Source organism: Pseudooceanicola sediminis, from assembly GCF_003575965.1.
GTDB classification, from domain to species: Bacteria; Pseudomonadota; Alphaproteobacteria; order Rhodobacterales; family Rhodobacteraceae; genus Pseudooceanicola; species Pseudooceanicola sediminis.
Window position 1 is genome coordinate 76799 of record NZ_QWJJ01000017.1, and the last position, 21726, is coordinate 98524.

Here is a 21726-nt window from a genome sequence, read left to right on the forward strand (position 1 = left end):
GCAGAAGCGGCCGCCGATGTGCGACGTACCAGATTGCGACCTGATCGTCGGGCCGCGCAGGCCTCCGGTCAGCATCACGCCCTCCGCAGCGCCCAGCGCCCAGCGCGGCAAGGTCACGCAGCGCCCCGCGGGACATGTTCCTCCCGCCGCACTCATCCGCCTGCCGCCCTCCCCATCGACGGGGCAATCCAGAGGCCCCGACGCCGTTTTCCACACCGTTCGGAAACCGTTTCGATACCGCCCAGATACCGACGTGCGAATTACGCAATATCAATGGCTTGGCCCGGCCCATCCGCCACTGCACCGACATTGCACCCGCGGATCCGCATGTCCCGCGCTGCGGGGCACCCCCAAACGAAAAAGGGCCGCACCAGCGGTGCGACCCTTTCGGAGTTTTCGGCTCTGAACCTGATCAGTTCTGAGCGTAGAATTCGATGACCAGGTGCGGTTCCATCTGAACCGGGTAGGGCACATCGCTCAGACCCGGGGTCCGCACGAAGGTGGCCGTCAGCTTGGAGTGGTCGGCATCGATATAGTCGGGCACATCACGCTCGGACAGCTGCGTGGCTTCCATGACGACGGCGATCTGCTTGGACTTCTCGCGGACCTCGACGACATCGCCTTCCTTGACGCGGTAGGACGGGATGTTGACGCGCTTGCCGTTCACGGTGACGTGGCCGTGGTTCACGAACTGACGGGCGGCAAAGACGGTCGCCACGAACTTGGCACGGTAGACAACCGCGTCCAGGCGGCGTTCCAGCAGGCCGATCAGGTTCTCGCCGGTGTCGCCCTTGACCCGCTCAGCTTCCGCAAAGATGCGACGGAATTGCTTTTCGGTCATGTCGCCGTAGTAGCCTTTCAGCTTCTGCTTGGCGCGCAGTTGCAGACCGAAATCCGAAACCTTGCCCTTGCGGCGCTGACCGTGCTGGCCGGGGCCATATTCACGACGGTTGACCGGGGACTTCGGGCGACCCCAGATGTTTTCGCCCATGCGGCGGTCGATCTTGTACTTGGCAGACGTGCGTTTGGTCACGGCTGATATCCTTTCTCTAGTGCGTCCCCGGCCCCTGTGAAACCGGCCCTTTTCCGGCGAACCCCTTGAAAACAAGGGAGGTCAGCGGACAGGGCCAGCCCCGGCAAAGCCTCGGACTGAAAGGGCGTTGTCCTCTTGGTACGCGGATCCGATCGGGTTGCCCTGCTCTGATCCTCGCCCATGACAGGCATCCCCTTGCGGGGGCCACCAACACCAATGGAGCCGCGCTTATATACGCGACCCGGACAGAGTCAATCAGGCAAGGTCATAAAAATACGGGCGTCGAACCAGTGTTTACAGGGGCCGCGCGCCGCCGAGCAGGGCCCCGGATCAGAACTCGAACTTCAGCCGTGCGGTGCCGACGACCTGGCCCTCCGGCTGGCCCTCGAACTCCGGCCCCATCCAGGTCAGCCCGTAAAACCCGCTGCCGCGGCGCAGCTGCACATGCACCCCCGCACGTACCCGGCTGCGGGTGTCGCGCGGTCGGGGCATATAGATCGTGTCGTGCACATAGGCATAATCCGCCCCCACGACCAGCGCCGCACCGGGGGCCTTGTCCTGCACCACCCGGTAACGCTGGCCCGTCACCCGGTCACGCACCAGCAGCTCCGCGATGCCAACCGGGCCAAAGCTGACATCGGCGCCCGCGCGCAACAGCGTCTCGTCCCCCCAACGGCCTGACAGAAAAGGCCTGAGCCGCGCCGCCCCGATCGCATAGCCGCGCCCGGTTTCGAAGGCCAGCGTCGGATGGACGCCGTCGGGCACCTCGGCCGCGCGCACCCGCGCCGACGCCGAAGAGATGCTGAGCCAGTCATGCACCGTTTCCTGCAACCACGGCAGCCCGGTCATCGGCCCGGTCAGCACCAGGTCGCTGCCAAGCGAGGTTTCCAGCCCCTGCCAGTCGAAATGGCTGTGCAGGCCAAAGGACAACATCGTCGCATAGGGTCTGTCGCCCGGCTCGGGCCGACGCAGCTTGGCCGGGGCCATGATTTCGCCCGCGATGCGCAATTCCAGAATGTTTCCAAACTCTTGCGGCAGCCGCCCCAGCCAGGGATCGCCCCAGATCCGACTGGCGCTGGCTGACCCGGTGTGCCAGCGGTCCTTGCCATCGCCCAGAAAGTCGTTGCTGACCTGGCGGCCATACCCCAGGAACTCGCGCGCCGACGCGCCCCCCGGCAGGCACAGAAGGGCGGCAAGAACGACCGCCACGACCTGGATCCCCTTGCGGTTCATGATGCCTCTCCCCTTCAACTCTGTCCCCACATCCGGCGCGCCGTCTCGCGGCATCTCGCCGCCGGGTCCCCGGGCCGATGTGTCCGGCCCCATTTTTCCCGGCCCCATTTCCCCGGCCCGATCGGCTTTGGCCCGTTCGCCTTGGTCCCGATCTGTCTGCTTCCCGCATAACACACATCGAATATTAGAAATTTATTACACCCCACCGGCGAATCCGGGCCAGAACCAGCGTCGGCGGGCACGCAACTTGGTCAGCCTTGTTGCAAATCTGGTGCAGTCGCGCGGTGGCCCATATCCTTTCGCAACCGCAAGGCCCCCTGCGCCCAAACGCCCCCTGCACCCATACGAAAAGGGCCACCGCAAATCATGCGATGGCCCTTCTGTTCTTGGTCGTGTCTGGTTGGCGCATTCAGCCGCGACCGGCCAACCGCAAGTGGTCAAGCCTCAGGAAGCGGTCAAGCCTCAGGGCCAATCCTGCAAGGTCAGACGCGTACGCTGCCGCCGCGCGGACCAGCCACCAGCCAAAGGATGAAACCGATGACGGGCAGGATCAGGATCAGCAGCACCCAAAGGATCTTGCTGCCGGTCGATGCGCCGGAGGTCAGGGTTTGATAGATGGCATAAATGTCGGCGATAAGGACGATAAGTCCCAGAAGTCCATATTCCATTGTCCGGCTCCAATTGCTTGCATGGGATGTTGCATTTGAAACGCCGCATCACCCGGTTTTGTTCCGCGCCCGCGCCTTATGCCCTTTGCCAGCACCCCCGGCCGGTCCCTGCCTGCACCGCCAGTTAGGTAACGCCAGATCAGTGGTGCAGCGCCATCCAGATGGTCGTTTTCACCATGGCCCCCGCCTCACGCAGCCGCGCCCGAAGCATCAGGCCGGGCGGAATGTCGTCGTCGGGCGCATTGGCGCTTTGCGCATCCAGCCCGAACCACACCGCGATACGGCGGGCGCGATAGGCGTGAAAGCTGTCGGTCACGACCAGAACCGGCCCATCCCACAGCTCGGGGTATTGCGCCAGGGCGTTGCCGATATTCGAGATGGTGTCCTTCGAACGCACCTCGACGCCGATCACCTCTCCCGGCACCCCGGCCTCGATCAGCATCCCGCGCATGACCTGCGCCTCGGCGGGGGGATGATTGCCGACACCGCCGCAACAGATCAGCCGCCCCACCGCGCCGGCCTGCCAGAGGTCGATGGCATGGCGCACGCGGCGCTCCAGCGCGGGCGACGCGACGCCACCGGGCCAGACCGCCGCCCCCAGAATCAGGGCCACCGGCAGGGCTGTCGTGCCCTCCTCGCCCGGCGCCGCGTCCTCCGTCGCACGCAGCGGCATGGTCTCCCCTGCGCGGCTCACCGCTTCTTGCGCCTTTGCACATTGCCACCGTGCTGACCCGGGCGCCCCGCGGTGGACCGGCCGCGCGATTTCGACCCGGCCTCGGCGGCGGCTTCGATGGCGGATTGCCGCGCCATCGGATCATCCGCAACGGCCAGCTCGACCGCCTCCAGCCGCTTGACCTCGTCGCGCAGGCGCGCGGCTTCCTCGAACTCCAGGTTCTCGGCGGCCTTGCGCATCTGCACGCGCAGCCCGTCCAGGTGGGCCTGAAGGTTGGCCCCGACCATTGGCTTGTCCACCTTGGCCGTGACGCGGTTCATGTCCACGTCGCCCTTGTACAGACCCTGCAGGATATCCTCGACGTTCTTCTTGATCGTCGTCGGCGTGATCCCGTGCTCGGTGTTGTAGGCAATCTGCTTTTCGCGGCGGCGGTCGGTTTCGGCCAGGGCGCGCTCCATGCTGCCGGTCACCCGATCGGCATACATGATCACCCGCCCTTCCGAATTGCGCGCCGCCCGCCCGATCGTCTGGATCAGCGACGTTTCCGATCGCAGGAACCCCTCCTTGTCGGCATCCAGGATCGCCACCAGCCCACACTCGGGAATATCCAGCCCCTCGCGCAGCAGGTTGATCCCGATCAGCACGTCAAAGGCGCCCAGGCGCAGATCGCGCAGGATCTCGATCCGCTCGATCGTGTCGATATCGCTGTGCATGTAGCGCACCTTGATGCCCTGCTCATGCATGTACTCCGTCAGATCCTCGGCCATCCGCTTGGTCAGCGTGGTGACCAGCGTGCGGAATCCGTTTGCCGTGACCTTGTGCACCTCGTCCAGCAGGTCATCGACCTGCATCTCGACGGGGCGGATCTCGATCTGCGGGTCGATCAGGCCCGTGGGGCGAATGACCTGTTCGGTAAAGACACCGCCCGTCTGCTCCATCTCCCACTTGCCCGGGGTGGCGCTGACATAGACCGACTGCGGGCGCATCGCATCCCATTCCTCGAACTTCAGCGGACGGTTGTCCATGCAGGACGGCAGACGAAAGCCATGTTCGGCCAGGGTGAACTTGCGCCGGTAGTCGCCTTTGTACATGCCGCCGATCTGCGGCACGCTGACGTGAGATTCATCGGCAAACACGATGGCATTGTCGGGAATGAACTCGAACAGCGTGGGCGGCGGTTCGCCCGGCGCGCGCCCGGTCAGATAGCGTGAATAGTTCTCGATCCCGTTGCAGACGCCCGTCGCCTCCAGCATCTCCAGATCGAAGGTCGTGCGTTGTTCCAGCCGCTGTGCCTCCAGCAGCTTGCCATCGCCCACCAACTGATCGAGACGCTGCTTCAGCTCTTTCTTGATGCCGATGATCGCCTGCTGCATCGTCGGTTTCGGGGTGACGTAGTGGCTGTTGGCATACACGCGGATCTGCTTGTAGGTATTTGTCTTTTCGCCTGTCAGCGCATCGAATTCGGTGATGCTCTCCAGCTCCTCGCCGAAAAAGCTCAGCCGCCAGGCGCGATCCTCAAGGTGGGCCGGGAAAATCTCCAGGCTGTCACCGCGCACCCGGAAACTGCCGCGCTGGAAGGCCTGGTCATTGCGCTTGTACTGCTGCGCCACCAGGTCGGCCATGACCTGCCGCTGGTTGTATTCGCCGCCCACCTTCAGATCCTGCGTCATCGCGCCGTATGTCTCGACCGACCCGATACCATAGATGCACGACACCGACGCGACGATGATCACGTCGTCGCGCTCCAGCAGCGCCCGCGTGGCCGAGTGGCGCATGCGGTCGATCTGGTCGTTGATCTGGCTTTCCTTCTCGATATAGGTGTCGGACCGCGCCACGTAGGCTTCGGGCTGATAGTAGTCGTAGAAGCTGACGAAGTATTCGACGGCATTGTCGGGAAAGAAGTTCTTGAACTCGCCATAGAGCTGCGCCGCAAGCGTCTTGTTCGGCGCAAGGATGATCGCCGGGCGCTGCGTCTTTTCGATGATCTTGGCCATGGTAAAGGTCTTGCCGGTGCCGGTTGCCCCCAGCAGCACCTGGTCCCTTTCGCCCTCCAGCACGCCTTGCGTCAGTTCCGCAATCGCTGTCGGCTGGTCACCGGCGGCGCTGAATTCGGTCTGCATGACCAGCCGCTTGCCGCCCTCCAGCTTTTCGCGCGTCTTCACGTCGGGCGCGGGGGCATGCATCATGGGCATGGTCTTGTCGCTGTGGGCGTAGGGCATGGGCTCTCCGATCAGTCTGCCTCTAGAATTGGCCCCTTTTCGCGGCTTCGCAACCCCGCGCAGATGCACATCCTGCCCGCAGGGACGGCAAAAAGGCGGCGCACCGCACGATCGCCGCGCCGGGTGGCCCGAAACCGCCCGCGCAACCGGTCCCGAAAGGCCCCGTGACGCTTGCAGTACGTTAAGAAATTCCCGATAAGGAGACGTCATCAAGGAGCCACCCCATGCTGCAGGCACGAATCTATCGCCCCACCAAGACCGCCATGCAATCGGGCACCGCCAAGACCCGGTCCTGGCTGCTGGAATATTTCCCCAGCACCGCACGCGAGGTTGATCCCCTGATGGGCTGGACCTCTTCTGCCGACACGCAGACACAGGTGCGCCTGCGCTTCGACACCAAGGAAGCCGCGCTTGAATATGCGGCAGAGCATGGCATCGAAGCCGTGGTCACCGAACCCCAGGTGCGCAAGGCCAATGTCCGCCCCGGCGGCTACGGTGAAAATTTCGCCACCAAGCGCCGCGGTGCCTGGACGCACTGATCCCGTTTCGCGGTCAGGCAGGCTGGCGGGCGCAGGTCGCGCCGTAGACGTCGCGCCAGTTTCCGGTACCGCATCGCAATCGGATAGAGGGCGCCTTCGGGCGCTCTTGCTGCATCCGCAGGTGGCCCTCGCATGACGACGCAACTCCTGATCAACGGCGCTGACACGGCGCCAGACCGTGCCACGCCGCCCGCAACCGTGTTGCTTGCACACGGCGCCGGCGGGCCCATGGACACCCCCTGGATGACGACCCTTGCCGAAGGCCTGGCCGGACGCGGCATGCGCGTCGCGCGGTTCGAATTTGCCTACATGGCCGCCCGCCGCGGCGGCGCATCCAAACGCCCGCCACCCAAGGCCGCGCTTTTGTGCCCGGAATACCTCTCCGTGATCGAGGCGTTGAAGTGTTCCGGCCCGCTGATCATCGCCGGCAAATCCATGGGGGGCAGGATCGCCAGCCTGATCGCCCAGGACCTTTTCACCCGGCAGCAGATCGCGGGCCTCGTCTGCCTTGGCTTTCCATTCCACGCCCCGGGCAAGGCGATGTCGACGCGCGCGGCGCATCTCGCCCACCTGACCTGCCCCACCCTGGTCTGCCAGGGCACCCGCGACCGCTTTGGCACCCGCGGCGATGTCGAAGGCCAGCCGCTGTCGCGCCATGTCCGGATGCACTGGGTCGAAGATGGCGATCACGACCTCAAGCCGCGCAAACGGGTGACGGGCCGCAGCCAGGACGACACCCTGTCCGAGGTCTGCGAGACCATCGCGGCATGGGCGCAGGACGTGCTGGTGCCGACACGCTGAGCCGCTCGGCCCTGCCCGCCGACCAACCGGCGCGCCCAATCATGCGGCCCACCGGCGCAACGCCTCCGCAGCTCCCCCAACCTTGCGCAAGGCAAAGGCCCCGCCGCGCCACCCGACCAACCCTGTGCCCTGCCTCGGCAGACAGACCATACCCCCCGCCGTCGCGCCACTGCCCGCCGCCACGCTCATACCCGTCCCTCGTGCGGTACTTGATCGCGTTCGAGGTCTCGCCCGACGGAAATCTTCTTCAGGAGCATGGGTATTGAATGGCAAAGGAGCCTCCCATGCGACCTCTCTCACTTCTGATGATCCTGCTTTTCGCCAGTACCGGCGCACAGGCACAGACCGCCGCGCCCGTGGGCCACGACAGGCTCGATATTCCCGGGATCGAGGCGCGGGTGCTGTACCCCACGACCCGACCGGGGCCGGTGACGATGATTGCCGACAACCCGGCCTTTGTCGGCGTGCCCGTGGTCGATCAGGCCCCCCTGGCCGATGGCCTGCACCCGGTGGCCCTGCTGTCGCACGGCTATAGCGGGCTGTGGCGCAACCAGGCCTGGCTGGCCGGGCGGATGGCGGCGGCGGGATATGTCGTCGTGACGCTCAATCATCCCGGCACGACCTTTGGCGACATGTCGCCCGACTGGGCGCAACACTCAGCGGACCGCGTGCATCAGCTCTCGCGGGCCCTCGACGCCCTGCTGGACACTCCGCGCTTTGCCGCCAGCCTCGACCGGGACAGGATCGCGGTGATCGGGCATTCGCTCGGCGGCTCGACGGCGCTGATGATGGCGGGTGGTACATTTTCCTTCGACCGCCTGATGACGGCCTGTGGTGATGCCACCGACGCGCTGGTCTGTTCGCTCTATCGCAAAAGCGGCAGCGGCCAAGCTGTTGCCCCCGCCATGGCCCGCGATCCGCGCATTCGTGCAGCCGTCCTGCTGGATATGGAGGGGATTCGCGCCTTTCCCCCCGAAAGCCTGGCCGGCATTTCCATCCCGGTCCTGGCGCTGGCCGCCGGGATAGAAGATCCGGCGCTGCCACTGGGCTGGGAATCGCGCGAACAGGCCGCCCGCCTGCCCGCCGCGACATCGCGCTATGCGGAAATCATCGGCGCAACGCATTTCACCTTTATCAGCGAATGCAAACCCGGCGCCGAGGAACTGTTGGAGGAAGACGCCTATATCTGCCGGGGCGAAACCGCACCGCGCGCCGTGCTGCATGATGAAATCGCGAAAACCGTCATCCGTTTTCTGACTGCCGGTACGCAGATGGTGTCCGCCCTGCAACAGCCCTGAAGGCGCGATTGAAATTCGACTTGGTCTGGAACCCGGCATCCAGCATCACCTCTGTGACCGGCAGATCGCTCTCGCGCAGCAGCCGCATGGCTTCGCGCACCCGATAGCCGTTGACCAGGTCGGTCACGGTGCAGCCCCTGAACCGGTTCACGGCGTAGGAAATCTTGCGCGCCGTGATGCCGGTGCGGCGGGCGATCCGTTGCAGTGTCAGGTCGTGGTCGCGGTAAAGGCCGCCCGCCAGCGCGGCCTCGACCTGCAAGAGAACCCTCTGCGCACTTTCGCGATCCAGCTCCTCGTTGCGCGGCGCCTCCGCTTCTCTGGCCTCGGCCTGCCCGGCATCCGCCAATGCCCTTCCGCCCGCCGGGCGACCGGTCGGCCCCGCATCTGCCCGCCGCGCATATGCCCGCCGCGCATCTGCCCGTGCCGCTCCGCCAGCCTCGGTGTCCGGCAGGGTGGCGACCGTCCGCCTCAAGAGAACTGCGGCCAGCCCCACCAGCATGATCCCCATCATCGCCGCGATGGCCGGTGCCGCGTTGGCAACCGCGTGTTCGGCCAGCATCACCGCCACGACCGTATCGACAACGGCGCTCAGCAACAGCAGGGCGGCAACGCCATATCGCGCCCGTGTCACGGTCCATTCATCGCCAAGCCTGACCCGCTTCAGCGCGTCTTCGGGCAAGGGCAGGATCATGATGATCAGGCCGTACAGCGCGAATTCAAGGATCAGGACGGGGTCAATCGCAATGGGCCGCAAAACCGACACCCCCAGGATGCACAGCGGCCATAGGCCGCCGACAAGCGACACCTTTCGCCCGCGCAGGGAATTGAACGCCGCCAGGGCAAGCGGCGGCAGGCAGGCGGCCAGCACCGGTTGCACCATCCGCACCCAGGCGGGGTCGACGCTCCATCGCAGGCCGACCACCCCGGTCTGCAACGCGCAGGCGGCGACGAACAGCGCGAACAACGGCGCGCCCTGCCGCGCTCGCAACATCTCAAGCAGCAGGACAAGCAGAACAGCCGTCACGATAAACGGAAGGGGGATCGCCGGCATGGTCTCGGATCACCTCTGCTTGGAAACGGCGTTCCACCGCCCGGATACCGCTTTGATACCGACGTGAATACCGATGTCCAGATTGCCCGGTTTCCGGGGCCGGATGCCACCCGGAAAAGAGGCCCTAAATCCCGGCACAGATCTCTGCCATCGCCCTGCCCCCTCCGTCCCTGCCCGCTCCGTGCCACCCCGCTCCGTCCCGTCCCGCCCGAACCGGCGCAGGTCACACGGTCGGCGCGCCCGTCGATGGGGGAACGGCCTCAGGATCTGGGCCATGCCTTCACGAAATCCACAAAGGCCCTCAGCGGCAGCGGCATGTGATGCCTGCTTGAATAGTATAGAAACGGCCCCTCGAACGTCGGCCACCAGCTTTCAAGCACCGGCAGCAGACGCCCGTCGTCCAGGGCCGGTCGCAGCCATGCCTCGAACGATGCAACAATGCCCAACCCCGACACCGCCGTCGCAATGGCGATCTCTGCGGCTTGGGTGCTGACCGTCAGCGGGCCGCTCGGGTCGACGCTCAGCACCTCTCCGTCCCGCTCGAATTCCCATTCCGTCAGGGCGCCCCCCGGAAATCTCGTGCGAATACAGGCATGTGACAGCAGCTCTCGTGGATGCTGCGGGGCACCGTGGCGGGCAATATAGTCAGCCGAGGCCGCCGTCGCGCCGCGTTGAACCCGGGGTCCGATGGGAACGGCAATCACATCCTGCGCAAGGGTTTCGCCATAGCGGATCCCCGCATCCGCACCCTCGCTCAGAACATCGACCAGTGAATCGTTGACCGTCAAGTCGACGGAAATATCCGGATAGGCCTTCAGGAAACCTGTCAGGATGGGCGGCAGGATCTTGCGTGTGACCGCGCCCGGAACGTTGAGACGCAGGGTACCACGCGGCCCCCTGCCAAACCCCGCCGCCGATTCCAGCGCGCTTTCGACACCTTCCAGCGCCGGAACGATCCGCTCCAACAGCGCGCGTCCAGCCTCGGTCAGCGCCACGCTGCGGGTGGTCCGATGCAACAGGCGCACCCCCAGCCGATCCTCGATCCGGCGCACCGCCTCACTGATGGTCGAGACCGGAACACCGGTCACGCGCGCCGCCCCGCGAAATCCCCCATGGGTCGCCGCGGCAATGAAAAGGCGCAGATCTCGTAGCTCGCTCATTGTTCGCATTATCCGGACGGGGTGTTCCACGATCAATGTATTCCCGAACAGTCATTGATGTCCATATCACCCCCAGGAACAGGAGAGAGACACATGACAACGACTTCCCCCCTAGGCGGCACATTCACCTTCAAGAACACCGATATCACCGTGAAACGAATGGGATACGGTGCGATGCAGCTGGCCGGGCCGCATGTATTCGGCCCCCCGAAAGATCGTGCCGCCGCGATGGACGTGCTGCGCACAGCCATCGACAGCGGCGTCGACCATATCGACACCAGCGATTTCTACGGTCCCCATGTCACCAACCAGATTATCCGCGACGCCCTGCATCCCTATCCCGACGATCTGACAATCGTGACCAAGATCGGTGCCGTACGGGGCAGCGACGGGTCGTGGAACCCGGCACAATCGCCCGAGGCGCTGGCGCAGGCGGTGCGCGACAATCTGGAAAACCTCGGACGCGAGGTGATGGATATCGTCAACCTCAGGATCATGTTTGCCGAGGGTCCGGCGGAAGGGTCCATCGCCGCGCCACTGGAAGCCCTGGCAGACCTTCAGCGCGAGGGGCTGGTCCGTCATATCGGGCTGAGCAACGTCACACCGACACAGGTTGCCGAAGGCCGGCAGATCGCGGATATAGTCTGTGTTCAGAACCTCTACAACCTCGCGCATCGCGCCGATGATGCGTTGATCGACGACCTCGCGGCAGACGGAATTGCCTATGTCCCGTTCTTCCCGCTTGGTGGCTTTTCCCCGCTTCAGTCCGACGCCCTGTCACGCGTTGCGCAGGATCTAGGGGCGTCGCCGTTGCAGGTCGCACTGGCATGGCTGTTGCAACGGTCGCCGAATATCCTTCTTATTCCAGGCACTTCGTCAGTGGCCCACCTGCGCGAAAACCTCGCATCATGCGACCTTGTTCTGCCGCAGGACGCGCTGCGCACGCTGGACGGGATCGGCAAATAGAGGGCTTGGCAGCCCCCGGCACTTGCACCGGCGCCCTGCGCACGCGCAAAGACTTGCCCGCGCGAAGACCTGATCGAAATGCCCGACGTCGACCATGGCGTCGGGCTATCGCTTAGGTCCCTGGCACAAGGGTCGGCGCACTAGGGTCGACGCACAAAGGGCAGCGCAAAAGCGTACGCTGGTTGTGCCGACAGCCCGCTGTCATTCCGACAGCCAGCGTCGCTGCTGCCCAGCCTCGCCGCACCCGCCGCACCCGCCGCGCCCTATGTGTCGGCAAGGATCAGGTCGGCACCTTTCTCTGCGATCATGATCGACGGCGCATTGGTGTTTCCCGACGGGATCACCGGCATGACGGACGAATCCGCCACCCGCAAGCCCGCCACACCGCGGACCCGCAACGCCGGATCAACGACCGCGCCGTCATCCCCGCCCATCCGGCAGGTCCCCACCGGATGATAAACCGTGCTCGCCGCGCCGCGCAGATGGGCTTGCAGGGCCTCAATGCTGGCAACGCCGGGCCCCGGCTCGACTTCCTCGCGGAGGCGATGCGCGATGGCTGGCTGGGTCATGATTTGCCGAATGCGCAGCATGCCCTGCGCCAGGATCTCGGCGTCACGCGGATCGCTCAGATACCCCATATCCAGCGTTCCCTTGACCGCATCCGGTCCGGTAATGCGATACCGCCCACGGCTGTACGGTCGCGTCTGGATCGCGGAAACCGTGATCGCGGCAAAGTCGTCGATCTTCAGCCCCGACGGCGTCAGGTGAAAGGACAACGGGCGCATGGATAGTTGCAGGTCGGCCCGCCGCGCGGTCGCAGACGAACGGATGAATCCCGTGACCTGCGATGTCGGCATGTTCAGCGCCCCTTTGCGCGTCAAGATCCAGCGCAGCGCCTCGAGGCCCATGCGCGGTGTACTGGACAACACCCGGTTATGGCTGTCACTCGTGCTGTTGGTCGCGAATTTCAGATGTGCGAACAGGTGGTCCTGGATGTTTTCGCCGACCTCCGGTGCTGCAATCACCGGCGTGATGCCCAGCTGCGCCAAATGGTCCGGCGCCCCGATGCCGGAGCGTTGCAGCAACGCCGCGCTGCCCAGGGCCCCCGCTGCCAGAACAACCTCGCGGCCCGCGCGCACGATCTGTTCCTTCCCCTGCGCATCCCGCAGCCGCACCCCGGTCGCGCGCCGCCCGTCAAACGTCAGCGACAGCGCCTCGGCCCCGGTCAGGACCTCCAGGTTTTCGCGTCCCATCGCGGGCCGCAAAAAGGCCTTGTCGGTCGACTGGCGACGGCCTTTCCAGATCGTTGCCAGCAGATGTCCGACGCCATCCTGATCGCCGCTGTTCACATCAGGGTTGAAGGGCAGGCCGTACTCCTGCGCCGCCCGCAGGAAATCCCACGAGGTATCATGCAGGTCCTTGATCCAGCTGAGCCGCAAGGGACCGTCGCGACCATGCGCCCCCTCGGCGCCGCCGATGTCCAGGCGCTCCGACTTCCGAAAGTAGGGCAGAACCCCGTTCCAGTCCCAGCCCGTACACCCCATTTGCGCCCAGAGATCGTAATCCTCACGCTGGCCACGCATGTACAGCATGCCGTTGATCGCGCTGCCGCCGCCCAGGCCCCGACCCTGCATCATGACCGTTTCGCGACCGCCATAGGCCTCGGTCGCCAGGGCGCGGTACAGCCATAGGTATTTCGGGTTGCTCAGCAGGTAATAGATGCCAGCGGGAATTTCGAACCACGGCCCCCGCGTTTTCCCGCCTGCCTCGACCAGAAGAACCCGGTGACGCCCGGATGCGCTCAGCCGGTTTGCCAGCACACAGCCCGCCGCGCCGCCCCCCACAATGACAAAATCGTGTCGCACGTCGGCAGGCCCATGGCCCTTGGTCGACTCCTGCACCATTCGCCAGCCCCCAGATCATGCGCTTTCGCGGATAAATTCATAAATGAACGAATTGTTCATAAACAGGGCGATTTCAGCAAGCTGTCAAGCGGCGGGGCCCGCCCTTTCGATATTTTCACAAATAAACTTGACTCACAGTGCCTCGATGCTGAGCATTCAATTATGGCAACTATGTTCTAATATGAACACATAGCAAGACAGCAACCAGACGCGACACTGCGCAGGATCAGCCCGTGGGCGGGCAGTCTGGCGTGGAAATGGAGATTGATCCCATGGACTACAAAACATTCACCGCCGTGCCCTACGGGCCCATGCTCGGCGCGGAAATTCTGGACATAGACCTGACCAGCCCCCTCTCCTCCGAGAGCGAAGCCGAGCTGAAGCAGGCCTTTCTGGAGTACCAGGTGCTGTTCTTCCGGGATCAGAAGATATCCTTCGACGATCACGCGCGGATCGCCGGCCTGTTCGGCCCGCTTGGCACACACGTCGGTAAAAAGACCATCTCGAAACCCACCGACCACCCCGCCGTGCGCCGGTTCCACGCAGATGAGACATCCAAGAAGGTATCGGGCGACGTCTGGCACTCGGATCAGAGCTGCGCGGCCGTGCCCCCAATGGCGTCCATGCTCTACATCCATACCGTCCCACCGATGAGCGGCGGTGACACGATGTTCGCCTCGATGTACGCCGCCTACGACGCCCTGTCGCCGCGCATGAAAACCTACCTCGAAGGGCTGACCGCGATCCACGACGGCGTGCCGATCTTTGGCGAAGGCACGCCAGCCACGGAACACCCCATTGTCGTCACCCACCCTGAAACCGGACGCAAGCTGCTGTTCGTGAACGTCGCATTCACCACCCGCGTCGTCGGCCTGTCCGAAGTCGAAAGCAAGCACCTGCTGGCCTTTCTCTTCGAACATTGCGCGATGCCGGAGTGGCAGATCCGCTTTCGCTGGCAGCCGCATTCCATTGCGTTCTGGGACAACCGCTGCGCGCACCACCGCGCGATCTTCGATTACTGGCCGCATGTCCGATCCGGCTACCGCGTCCAGATCGAGGGCACGGACAAGCCACGCGCAGACCTGGCGCCCGGCAATGACACCAGTGACGTGGCTGCCGAATAATCCAGGCAGACCACCCCGCTCACGACCCCAAAAAGACCAAGGCGCAAAGCCACGAACGACCTCCTAACCAACAGGGAAATTTCAATGTCCGTACTGTCAAAATCTCTGCGAACCCTCAGCGCGACGGCCCTGATTGCCGCCGCTCCCCTCGCCGCGCTCTCGCAAACCGAAGTGATCATCGGCGCGCGTGAATCCGGCTCGAACGACTATGTGGTCGGTGCCGCCGTCGCCGCCACCGTCTCCGAAGGCGCCGATCTGACCGGCAAGGTGCTGACCGCGTCCGGCGCGGGTGTCTGGATGCCGATGATGGACTATGGCGAAGTCGATCTCGGTGTCACATCGCACTACGAGGCATGGCTGGGATGGAAGGGCAAAGGGGCCTTCAACACGCCGCACGACATCCGTGCCGTTGTCGTCGGGGGCGGCATCAACGTCGGTCTTTTCGTACCCAACGACAGCCCCATCATGTCGCGTGACGAAATGGCCGGCATGAAGATGGCCAGCGAATTTTCGGGATCGCCAGCCGTGGGGGATTACGCGCTTGGCGAAATCGCCAACGCCGGGCTGACATGGGACGATGTCCAGCCGATTCCGCGGGCCTCGCTCTACGCCTCGCTGCGCGAAGACGTGTCCGAAGGCCGCCTTGATGTCTATTACGCCTCCGTCGGGTCCGGCATCACGGGCGAGCTGGACTCGACCATCGGCATTCGCTTCCTCGGGCTGGATACATCGCCCGAAGCGCTGGCAAAAATGCGCGAGGTCTACCCCGCCCTCGTCAGCGAGGTACCGGCAGGCCCTCCGGGGATCCGCGAGCCGATTTCCCTGACCTACCTCGCCACCTACATCGTCGCCTCGGCTGCCGTGTCAGATGACACGGTCTATGCCGTGACCAAGGCAATGTACGAAAAGAACGACGATTTCCGCGCCATCAACAAAAGCCTCGGCGGCTGGAAATCGGAAAACTTTGCCACCGCCGATGTCGTTGTTCCCTATCACGACGGCGCCATCCGTTACTTCAAGGAAGCAGGCCTTTGGAGCGATGCGATGCAGGCCCGGCAGGACGTGCTGCTCGCCGAGTGATCGCCTGATCCCCTGATCGTCCGCAGGCGCAGGCTTGCGGGCGGTCACCTTGCCCTTCCGACAGCGGACACAGCGGATGAACCAAAGCGACACTTCCCCCTCAGGCAGGCCAGCCCCCACCGACAGACCAGACCTGCCCGCGAACATGCTGCCCCCGGAAGAACGGCAGCAGACATTTCAACCCACGACCCTGCCCGGCAGGATCGCCAAGGCTCTGACCCCGGCGATCGGCCTTGCCATCACGCTGGTCGGGTTGATCTATACCCTGGACGTTTTCGTCTACATCAACGTCTTTCTGTTCAGCGAACAGTTCTACGCCATTCTGTACGGCCTGATCTTTGCGGGCGGCTTTACCATGCTGCCGATGACCAAGGCACGCGCCAGCACCGGACAGACCTGGTTCGATCTGGCACTGGCGGTCGTCGGCTTCGGCGTTGGCGTCTACCTCGGCGTGACCTGGCCGCAAATCGTGCGCACGGCAGGTATGCTGATCACCGAACGCACGGTCGTCAGCACGATCGCCCTGATCCTGATCCTGGAACTGACCCGGCGCGCCTTTGGCTGGTCGCTGGTGCTGCTGACCGCCGCCTTCATGGCCTATGCCCTGTTCAAGAACCACATCCCGGGGCCGATGGGCGGGCGGGCGACCTCCTGGGCACGGCTGTCCAACTACATGGTGACCGATACCTCGGCACTGCTCGGAATGGTGCCTGCCGTGGTCTTCGGCATGGTCTTTGCGTTCCTGCTGTTCGGGCGGGCGTTGTTCCTGACCGGCGGGGGGAATTTCTTCACCGAAATCTCGATGTCGCTGATGGGCCATCGGCGCGGCGGCCCGGCCAAGGTGGCGGTCTTCGCCTCAGGCCTGTTCGGCTCTCTCTCCGGCTCGGCCTCCGGCAACGTCGTCGTTACCGGCACGATCACCATCCCGATGATGATCCGCAACGGGTTCCGCCCCGCGACGGCCGGCGCAGTCGAAGCGGTCGCCTCGACCGGCGGGTCGCTCCTGCCCCCGATCATGGGGGCCACGGCATTCGTCATGGCCGAGTTCCTGCAACTGCCCTATCACGAGATTGTCCGCGCCGCGCTGGTGCCCGCGCTGCTCTACTACATCGCGCTGTTCGTGCAGGTCGATCTCGAGGCCGGGCGCCTGGGCCTGCGCGGAATGAAACGCTCCGAGCTGCCGAAACTGCTGACGACGCTGCTGCGCGGCTGGAGCTACATGGTGCCCCTCGCCGCACTGCTCTACTGCCTCTTCGTGCTCTACCTGACGCCCACGAAATCCGCCCTGATCACCACCGCCGTGGTCATCGCGATTTCCTACTTCGGCCCGCAGCCGATGACCTGGACCAAGTTCAAGGACACGCTGATCACCTCGGGCACCGGGATGATCGAACTCGGCCTCGTGGCGGCCATCGCAGGGCTGATCCTGGGCATCATCAACCTGACCGGCATCGGCTTGCTGATCTCGCAACAGGTGCTGGCGCTGGCGGGCGGCAACCTGATCGTCATGCTGGTGCTGACCGCGCTTTGCTCGATCGTGCTGGGCATGTCGATGCCCGTGACCGCGTCCTATGTCATCCTGTCGGTCCTGGCCGCCCCCGCCCTGACGCAGGCGGGCATTTCGGAACTCTCGGCGCATCTCTTTGTCTTCTACTTCGCCGCGTTGTCGTTTCTGACGCCCCCGGTCTGCGTGGCGGTCTTCGTCGCCGCGACAATCGCGGACTCCGATCCGATGGACACCGCCTGGCAATCGATGAAACTGGCCATCGTCGCCTACATCGTTCCCTTTGTCTTTGTCATGGACCCCGGGCTTTTGCTGATCGGGTCGTTGTCCGGTATCGCGCTGAACATCACCTCGGCCCTGCTCGGTCTGGGGGCGATTTCCATCGCACTGGTCGGCTTTGCCCGTGGCCCGGTAAAGGCACCCCTGCGGATCGCCTTTCTTGCGATCGGGATCGGTGCCTTCCTGCCAGATGTCACGACCAGCCTGATCTGCATGGTGCTGATCCTTGCCGGCCTGGCCCTGGTGCTGCGTGGCGGACAAGAGGAACGTTCGACCGCCTGAGGCGACCTGACCAGCAAAGCGACCTGGCCAGCAAAGCAACCTGGCCGCCAAAGCAACCTGACCGCACAAACCGAAACCGCCCGCAGAACACTCTGCGGGCGGTTTGCATTTCCTGCGATGGGTGCCTCAGGCCTCAGCCCTGCGCAGCGACGATCGCGGACAGAATGCGTTCGGGCGTCAACGGCAGGTCCCTGATCCGCACGCCCACGGCATCCTCGATGGCATTCGCAATCGCAGGCGGGACAGGCAGCATCGTGCCCTCGCCCATCCCTTTCGCGCCGAATGGTCCCGGCCCATGCCCCTGTTCCTGCAGGATCGAGGTGAACCGATCCGGCAGATCCTCAGCCAGCGGCACGCGGTACATGAGCGCCTCTCCGTTGATCAGGCGACTGCCGTCATAGACCATCTGCTCAAACAGCGCCTGTCCAAGCCCCATCAGCGCCGCGCCTTCGTCCTGACCACGGCAGACCAGCCTGTGAATGGCACGCCCGGCATCGCCGCTGACCGCCAGCGCATGGATCTTGACCTGACCCGTTTCCCGATCGACCGACAGATCCACCCCCGCCCAGCCGATTTCCCAGAATACCGATTTCGTCTCCAGCGGGGCCTGATGGTCGTTGGCCTGCTTGTGAAAGCCGTCGCCGGTAAACTCGAACCCCGTGCCCCCGTAGATATGCATGATCATCGGCGCCAGCGGATGCGCTTCGTTGCCGTGGCGGATCGTCCAGTCCTCCAGCTCCAAGGCTGCGGCGTCGGTCCCCAGGTGCTCGGCCGCCATCTGCAATACCTGATTGCGTACCGAAACCGCCGCGCGCTGCACCGCCTGCCCCATCACCGTGATGGCCGAGCTGGCGTTGGTGCCCTGATCGAACGGCGTGTAGCGCGTGTCGAGCGGCAGATATTCCACACGCGCCAGCGGTGCGCCCAGAATCTCCGCGACCACCTGCGCCAATGCGGTGCGCGCGCCCTGGCCAATTTCGACCGTGCCGCACATCAGGTGGATGTCGCCCCCGGTCGACACCTTGACCCGCGCCTGCGCAGGTTTGTTGACCCCGCCGCCATCCTTGAACCCGATGGCCAGGCCCCGCCCGCGCGACCAGCCGGGCGCCGCATCCCTGGGGCGATCATAGCCGATCTCCTCGGCCACCAGCGCCAGCCCCTCGGCCATGTCGCTGTCGACGCCACTCTCGCCCGGCATCCACGGCTCATGCAACGCAACGAGGTTCTTCAGGCGCATTTCCATCGGATCAAGCCCGAGCCGGCGCGCGATCATGTCGATCTGGCTTTCACTGGCCCAGGTCGCCTGTGTTCCGCCAAAACCACGATACGGACCCGCAGGCGTGGTTGTCGTCAGCACGCATTCACACAGGGACTCCACGTGTTGATACCGATACGGTCCCGACACCCTGTAACCGGCCTTTTCGGCCACGAGCGGGCTGGCATCGCTGTACGCGCCGCTGTCCAGCAGGATGTGGCTCTGACGCGCCACCAGCGTTCCGTCCGCCATTACACCGGTCTTCAGTTTCAGAACCGCCGCATGCTGCGTATTGGTCAGGAACCCCTCTTCCATCGTCATGCAGAACCGCACGGGCCGTCCCGTCATCTTTGACAGGACCAGCGCAATTGGTTCGGTCTTGCAATTGTTCTTGGCCCCGAAGCCCCCGCCGACGAACGGCACCTTCACCGATATCCGGCTTTCGGCCAGCCGAAAGATCCGCGCGATTTCCTTGCGCAGGGGGAACGGGTTCTGACAGCTCGTCACGACCTCTATCTCATCCCCCTCGCGCCACTCAGCGACGCAGACGAAGGGCTCAAGATGAAGGTGGTTCATCCGGGAAAAGCGGAACTCGTCGTCAAAGACGTGATCGCACCGCTCAAATACCGACGCGTTACCGCTGGCGTACCGAAAGGCATAACAGACGTTTTTTCGGGGCCAGAGCTGTGCGCTTGCCCCTTGTCCATAAGGTGGAACGACGCCGCGCGGCGTTTCGGGAAAAAGGTCTGGCGCGTCGGTGTCAAGCGCGGCATCGATATCCGGCAGGTCCGGCAGGGCCGCATATTCGACCCGGATCAGCGCCAACGCGGCATTTGCCTGCGCTTCGGTATCGGCGGCGACGGCCGCGACCATATCCCCCTCATAACGCACCCTGTCCATCGCCAGGATCGGCTGATCCTTGATGAAATAGCCGTATACCGGCATGGCAACCCACTCTGCCAGTTGCGGCCCCGTGGTCACGGCGCGCACGCCAGGCATTGCAGCGGCCGCCGCAATGTCGACCGAGACCACGCGCGCATGTGCATGGGGCGATCGCAGCACCTTGGCATGCAACATGCCCGGTTTTGCCAGATCGACGGTGTAGCGCGCGCGACCGGTCACCTTGGCATGGGCATCGGCCCGCTCAACGGGCTGCCCCACAATGCGCAACGGCTTCTGATCACTCATGATTTTGGCCCCTCCCGCATCGCGCGTGCCGCGTCTTGCACGGCCTCGACAATCAGTTCGTACCCTGTGCATCGGCAAATGTTGGAGCTTATCCACGCGATGATCGTCGCGCGGTCCGGGTCCGGGTGTGTGGCCAGCAGTGATTTGGCCAGCAGGATCATTCCACTGGTGCAGAACCCGCATTGAAACGCGCTCTTGGCTGCAAAGGCAGCCTGCACCGGGTCCAGTGTTCCATCGGGCGCCTCGACGCCTTCGATGGTCTGGACATCCCGTCCCTCCACCTCGAATGCGAACGTTGAACAGGCCGCCCGCGGAAAGCCATCCACCAGAACACTGCATGCGCCGCATACAGTTCGCCCACATGACACCCGCGTTCCCTTGAGGTTCATGTCGTCCCGCAGAAGGTCCGACAGCACGCGCGACGTAACCGTTTCCACAGTCGTCTCCCGCCCGTTGAGCGTGAAGGCCACGCGCAGCGCCCCGTCTTTTGAAATCAGGCTCATGCGAGATCCTCCAGCCGTGCAATCTGGCGTTTCAGGAACACGCTGCCCGCGCGCACCAAGTGCGCCCTGCTGACCGCTGGGTCGTGGAAATCGGCAGGAAGTCCCGACATCATCTGGCCCGCGTCAGCGTCCAGCGGCGCATCCTTGAACCAGGGCTGCAACCACTCTGTCGCCATGACGCAGCGCAGGGCCTGCCCGCGCCGGCACAGCGCCTGAGTGAAGGTCGGACGCATCGAGCGTTCGTATGCAAGCATCGGCGCGTTATCGAGCGGAATGGTAATCGACGCCAATAGTGGGGTTTTCTCCAGGTCCGCCTGCCAAAGATCCTGAACTGGCATATCCACTTGCAGTTCTGGCCCAACCATCCGGGCAGTCGCCCCCAGGGCCGTCAACAGGATCGACAGCTCGTAACGTTCGCGCCGCGCCATCAGGTTGCCACCAAGCGTTGCCTGATGCCGAATACGTACCGTGGCAATTTTCGACCACGCTTCGGCAAGGCCCGGCACGGCATCCAGTTCGGGCGCTGCGACACTTTCATCGTGGGTATTAAGCGCGCCCATGTGCAGCCCGTTGCTGTCGATGGTGCATCCCTTCATTTCCGCAATTGCGGCGACCCATATCAATGCCTTTGGCGATAGCCCCTGGCGAACCCCTGCAAAGAAGTCGGTCCCCCCCGCATATATCGTCCCGCCACTTTCGTGCAGGGCCGCCAGCGCCTCTGAGATCGTCTCCGGCCGATACAAGGGCATCGGTGCCAGATCGGCAGGTGTTCGTGCGACCTGGCGCGCAGAGGGGGAATGAAACATCTCAAGGTCCGATCAATAATGAACACTTAATTCGCTATTGATCATGCAACCATGTTCGCAATCTCCGATCAACAGATTTCACGACCGGAGTTTTCCATTTTCACGACCAGCCTGACAGATGGTGACTTTGGTGACCGTCGTTGGCGGACCAAGGGCACCC

At 64.3% G+C, this 21726-nt stretch carries 18 protein-coding genes; 7 read left to right on the plus strand and 11 right to left on the minus strand.

Features of this window, described 5'->3' with window-relative positions; all coding sequences use genetic code 11:
* Nucleotides 1-412: 412 nt before the first annotated feature.
* From rpsD to uvrB, 5 genes are all read right to left on the minus strand, one after another.
* Nucleotides 413-1033, minus strand: coding sequence for a 30S ribosomal protein S4 (gene rpsD, locus DL237_RS17415; protein WP_119400366.1), 621 nt, complete (start codon nucleotides 1031-1033; stop codon nucleotides 413-415).
* A 330-nt stretch (nucleotides 1034-1363) separates the two neighbouring features.
* Nucleotides 1364-2266 (minus strand): lipid A-modifier LpxR family protein, encoded by a 903-nt coding sequence (locus DL237_RS17420; RefSeq protein WP_119400367.1) that lies wholly within the window; start codon nucleotides 2264-2266, stop codon nucleotides 1364-1366.
* A gap of 482 nt (nucleotides 2267-2748) precedes the next feature.
* A complete protein-coding gene (locus DL237_RS17425; RefSeq protein WP_119400368.1) occupies nucleotides 2749-2934 on the minus strand; it encodes a PLDc N-terminal domain-containing protein in 186 nt (61 codons plus the stop codon).
* Nucleotides 2935-3073: 139 nt separating this feature from the next.
* A complete protein-coding gene (locus DL237_RS17430) occupies nucleotides 3074-3607 on the minus strand; it encodes a YdcF family protein (RefSeq protein WP_119400369.1) in 534 nt (177 codons plus the stop codon).
* Between the two features lie 17 nt (nucleotides 3608-3624).
* Nucleotides 3625-5826, minus strand: a complete 2202-nt coding sequence (gene uvrB, locus DL237_RS17435; protein WP_119400370.1) for an excinuclease ABC subunit UvrB — start codon at nucleotides 5824-5826, stop codon at nucleotides 3625-3627.
* Between the two features lie 227 nt (nucleotides 5827-6053).
* Between uvrB and DL237_RS17440 the strand changes: the two genes are divergently transcribed.
* From DL237_RS17440 to DL237_RS17450, 3 genes are all read left to right on the plus strand, one after another.
* On the plus strand, nucleotides 6054-6365 hold the full coding sequence (locus DL237_RS17440) for an ETC complex I subunit (RefSeq protein ID WP_119400400.1): 312 nt from the start codon (nucleotides 6054-6056) through the stop codon (nucleotides 6363-6365).
* 132 nt (nucleotides 6366-6497) lie between these two features.
* Nucleotides 6498-7166 carry an alpha/beta family hydrolase gene (locus DL237_RS17445; protein ID WP_119400371.1) on the plus strand — a complete coding sequence of 223 codons (669 nt, stop codon included), beginning with the start codon at nucleotides 6498-6500 and terminating at the stop codon, nucleotides 7164-7166.
* 284 nt (nucleotides 7167-7450) lie between these two features.
* A complete protein-coding gene (locus DL237_RS17450) occupies nucleotides 7451-8464 on the plus strand; it encodes an alpha/beta hydrolase family protein (protein ID WP_158585674.1) in 1014 nt (337 codons plus the stop codon).
* On the opposite strand, the gene DL237_RS17455 is transcribed toward DL237_RS17450, so the two are convergent.
* Nucleotides 8409-9515: a helix-turn-helix domain-containing protein gene (locus DL237_RS17455; RefSeq protein ID WP_119400373.1), complete on the minus strand. Its 1107-nt coding sequence runs from the start codon at nucleotides 9513-9515 to the stop codon at nucleotides 8409-8411. The two genes, DL237_RS17450 and DL237_RS17455, sit on opposite strands and share 56 nt — an antisense overlap.
* 260 nt (nucleotides 9516-9775) lie before the next feature.
* Nucleotides 9776-10675, minus strand: coding sequence for a LysR family transcriptional regulator (locus tag DL237_RS17460; protein ID WP_119400374.1), 900 nt, complete (start codon nucleotides 10673-10675; stop codon nucleotides 9776-9778).
* Between the two features lie 93 nt (nucleotides 10676-10768).
* On the opposite strand from DL237_RS17460, the gene DL237_RS17465 reads away from it, so the two are divergent.
* Nucleotides 10769-11641 (plus strand): aldo/keto reductase family oxidoreductase, encoded by an 873-nt coding sequence (locus DL237_RS17465; RefSeq protein WP_119400375.1) that lies wholly within the window; start codon nucleotides 10769-10771, stop codon nucleotides 11639-11641.
* 263 nt (nucleotides 11642-11904) lie between these two features.
* Here the strand turns inward: DL237_RS17465 and DL237_RS17470 are convergent, their stop codons facing one another.
* A complete protein-coding gene (locus tag DL237_RS17470) occupies nucleotides 11905-13545 on the minus strand; it encodes a GMC family oxidoreductase (protein WP_119400376.1) in 1641 nt (546 codons plus the stop codon).
* Nucleotides 13546-13817: 272 nt separating this feature from the next.
* Between DL237_RS17470 and DL237_RS17475 the strand changes: the two genes are divergently transcribed.
* The 3 genes from DL237_RS17475 to DL237_RS17485 all read left to right on the plus strand — a co-directional run bounded on the left by DL237_RS17475 (nucleotide 13818) and on the right by DL237_RS17485 (nucleotide 17814).
* On the plus strand, nucleotides 13818-14669 hold the full coding sequence (locus tag DL237_RS17475; RefSeq protein ID WP_119400401.1) for a TauD/TfdA dioxygenase family protein: 852 nt from the start codon (nucleotides 13818-13820) through the stop codon (nucleotides 14667-14669).
* 84 nt (nucleotides 14670-14753) lie between these two features.
* A complete protein-coding gene (locus DL237_RS17480) occupies nucleotides 14754-15749 on the plus strand; it encodes a TAXI family TRAP transporter solute-binding subunit (RefSeq protein ID WP_119400377.1) in 996 nt (331 codons plus the stop codon).
* A gap of 76 nt (nucleotides 15750-15825) precedes the next feature.
* A complete protein-coding gene (locus DL237_RS17485; protein ID WP_119400378.1) occupies nucleotides 15826-17814 on the plus strand; it encodes a TRAP transporter permease in 1989 nt (662 codons plus the stop codon).
* Between the two features lie 133 nt (nucleotides 17815-17947).
* Here the strand turns inward: DL237_RS17485 and DL237_RS17490 are convergent, their stop codons facing one another.
* Genes DL237_RS17490 through DL237_RS17500 form a run of 3 tightly spaced genes read right to left on the minus strand, consistent with a single transcriptional unit; the run spans nucleotide 17948 to nucleotide 21566 of the window.
* Entirely contained in the window at nucleotides 17948-20257 is a 2310-nt protein-coding gene (locus DL237_RS17490) for a xanthine dehydrogenase family protein molybdopterin-binding subunit (protein WP_119400379.1), read from the minus strand.
* A complete protein-coding gene (locus tag DL237_RS17495; protein ID WP_119400380.1) occupies nucleotides 20254-20760 on the minus strand; it encodes a (2Fe-2S)-binding protein in 507 nt (168 codons plus the stop codon). Before DL237_RS17495 ends, DL237_RS17490 begins: the two co-directional genes overlap by 4 nt.
* The gene (locus DL237_RS17500; RefSeq protein ID WP_119400381.1) at nucleotides 20757-21566 is read right to left on the minus strand and encodes an FAD binding domain-containing protein; all 810 of its coding nucleotides are present in this window, start codon (nucleotides 21564-21566) and stop codon (nucleotides 20757-20759) included. Before DL237_RS17500 ends, DL237_RS17495 begins: the two co-directional genes overlap by 4 nt.
* Nucleotides 21567-21726: the final 160 nt, after the last annotated feature.

Bases quoted from the DNA above. Each gene is read 5' to 3' on its own strand.
- DL237_RS17470 (WP_119400376.1), bottom strand. From the start codon at position 13,545: ATGGTGCAGGAGTCGACCAAGGGCCATGGGCCTGCCGACGTGCGACAC.
- DL237_RS17480 (WP_119400377.1), top strand. From the start codon at position 14,754: ATGTCCGTACTGTCAAAATCTCTGCGAACCCTCAGCGCGACGGCCCTG.
- DL237_RS17475 (WP_119400401.1), top strand. From the start codon at position 13,818: ATGGACTACAAAACATTCACCGCCGTGCCCTACGGGCCCATGCTCGGC.
- DL237_RS17430 (WP_119400369.1), bottom strand. From the start codon at position 3,607: ATGCCGCTGCGTGCGACGGAGGACGCGGCGCCGGGCGAGGAGGGCACG.
- DL237_RS17420 (WP_119400367.1), bottom strand. From the start codon at position 2,266: ATGAACCGCAAGGGGATCCAGGTCGTGGCGGTCGTTCTTGCCGCCCTT.
- DL237_RS17495 (WP_119400380.1), bottom strand. From the start codon at position 20,760: ATGAGCCTGATTTCAAAAGACGGGGCGCTGCGCGTGGCCTTCACGCTC.
- DL237_RS17485 (WP_119400378.1), top strand. From the start codon at position 15,826: ATGAACCAAAGCGACACTTCCCCCTCAGGCAGGCCAGCCCCCACCGAC.
- DL237_RS17460 (WP_119400374.1), bottom strand. From the start codon at position 10,675: ATGAGCGAGCTACGAGATCTGCGCCTTTTCATTGCCGCGGCGACCCAT.
- DL237_RS17450 (WP_158585674.1), top strand. From the start codon at position 7,451: ATGCGACCTCTCTCACTTCTGATGATCCTGCTTTTCGCCAGTACCGGC.
- uvrB (WP_119400370.1), bottom strand. From the start codon at position 5,826: ATGCCCTACGCCCACAGCGACAAGACCATGCCCATGATGCATGCCCCC.
- DL237_RS17465 (WP_119400375.1), top strand. From the start codon at position 10,769: ATGACAACGACTTCCCCCCTAGGCGGCACATTCACCTTCAAGAACACC.
- DL237_RS17425 (WP_119400368.1), bottom strand. From the start codon at position 2,934: ATGGAATATGGACTTCTGGGACTTATCGTCCTTATCGCCGACATTTAT.
- DL237_RS17500 (WP_119400381.1), bottom strand. From the start codon at position 21,566: ATGTTTCATTCCCCCTCTGCGCGCCAGGTCGCACGAACACCTGCCGAT.
- DL237_RS17455 (WP_119400373.1), bottom strand. From the start codon at position 9,515: ATGCCGGCGATCCCCCTTCCGTTTATCGTGACGGCTGTTCTGCTTGTC.
- DL237_RS17445 (WP_119400371.1), top strand. From the start codon at position 6,498: ATGACGACGCAACTCCTGATCAACGGCGCTGACACGGCGCCAGACCGT.
- DL237_RS17490 (WP_119400379.1), bottom strand. From the start codon at position 20,257: ATGAGTGATCAGAAGCCGTTGCGCATTGTGGGGCAGCCCGTTGAGCGG.